Source organism: Burkholderia sp. Ac-20353, from assembly GCF_017104785.1.
Lineage (GTDB): Bacteria > Pseudomonadota > Gammaproteobacteria > Burkholderiales > Burkholderiaceae > Burkholderia.
The window spans coordinates 1-771 of record NZ_JAAGPL010000505.1 but is presented as its reverse complement, the minus strand read 5'-3'; the positions used below and the strand labels follow the sequence as shown (position 1 = coordinate 771).

General features: G+C 74.1%; 2 pseudogenes. Both read right to left on the bottom strand.

Annotated elements, in window-relative coordinates:
* Positions 1-336: pseudogene (locus G3N94_RS41600) on the bottom strand (fimbrial protein); the annotation flags it as partial.
* A pseudogene (locus G3N94_RS41595) lies at positions 333-771 on the bottom strand (competence protein ComA); the annotation flags it as partial. The pseudogenes G3N94_RS41595 and G3N94_RS41600, both read right to left, overlap by 4 nt.

The following is a 771-nucleotide window of genomic DNA, read 5'->3' as shown; positions in this document are numbered from 1 at the left end:
CGCGAGCGTTGCGGCCTGCCCGCTGCGTTGCGCGGCAGCGTCCGCGCTTCGCGCGGCGCGTACGGCCATATCGACCTGCGGCTGCTGCCGCAGCAAGCGCGCGTCGACTCGCACACGCTCGGCATCGGTACGCATGCGCAGCCACGCCGCGCCGCCCGTCCACAGGCCGACACCCGCCACGCCGAGCAGGATCGCCGCGCCGCATTGGACAGCCCGACGTCGGCGCATCGCCCGCACGACGCGGTCGCGATACGGCAGCAGGTTGAATCCGCCGAGCGAAGCCGGTCCGGCCATGTATCCCGCCGGCGCGCCCGTCACGCTGCCCGGCGCGGTCATTCCCACACCCCGCGCAGCGCGAGCCCGAAGGCCACCGCAAACGCCGGCCCGCGCGGCACACCGGACTGCGCGTCGGCGACGTCGGCCGCCCACTGCGCGCATTCGAACGGCAACGCGATCGCGCCGAGCAGATCGCCGACTTCGGCAACCGAGGTTCCGAACCTCGCGACGCATCGGTCGTCGCCGCCGACGACCACACAATGAGCCGGCTGCCGCGCAAAGCTGCGCAGCGCATCGGGCAGGGCTGCGTGCGCGCGGTCCGGGAACGCGAACTGCAGCACGGCGGCCCCGCGCTCGAGCCACCAGCCGCGCACGCCCGCTTCGCCGAACCAGAGCGCGCAATACGGCTCGTGCGCATCCAGTTCGCGCGTTGCGGCATGGCGCAGCGCGCGCAGCGCCGCCATCGACTCGCCGTCGACCGCCGTCAGGTCGACA